Origin of the sequence: Helicobacter pylori (assembly GCF_003637665.1) — a bacterium.
Lineage (GTDB): Bacteria > Campylobacterota > Campylobacteria > Campylobacterales > Helicobacteraceae > Helicobacter > Helicobacter pylori_CK.
On record NZ_MVWR01000029.1, the window covers coordinates 1 to 630 of the forward strand.

General features: G+C 34.8%; 1 protein-coding gene. It reads left to right on the plus strand.

What is annotated here, in order from left to right; all coding sequences use genetic code 11:
* A partial coding sequence (locus tag EAL49_RS08205) for a DUF874 family protein (RefSeq protein ID WP_120829748.1) occupies positions 1 to 630 on the plus strand: 630 nt, incomplete at its 5' end.

Here is a 630-nt window from a genome sequence, read left to right on the forward strand (position 1 = left end):
CAAAAGACAGAACAAGAAAAACAAAAGACAGAACAAGAAAAACAAAAGACAAACAATACACAGAAAGATTTGGTTAACAAAGCAGAACAAAATTGCCAAGAAAAACATAATCAATTTTTTATTAAAAAAGCAGGAATTAAGGGTGGTATTGCTATAGAAGTAGAAGCTGAATGCAAAACCCCTAAACCCACAAAAACCAATCAAACCCCTATCCAGCCAAAACACCTTCCAAACTCTAAACAACCCCGCTCTCAAAGAGGATCAAAAGCGCAAGAGCTTATCGCTTATTTGCAAAAAGAGCTGGAATCTCTGCCCTATTCACAAAAAGCTATCGCTAAACAAGTGGATTTTTATAAACCAAGTTCTATCGCTTATTTAGAATTAGATCCTAGAGATTTTAAGGTTACAGAAGAATGGCAAAAAGAAAATCTAAAAATACGCTCTAAAGCTCAAGCTAAAATGCTTGAAATGAGGGATTTAAAACCAGACCCACAAGCCCACCTTCCAACCTCTCAAAGCCTTTTGTTCGTTCAAAAAATATTTGCTGATGTCAATAAAGAAATAAAAGTAATTGCTAATACCGAGAAAAAAGCAGAAAAAGCGGGTTATGGTTATAGTAAAAGGATGTAG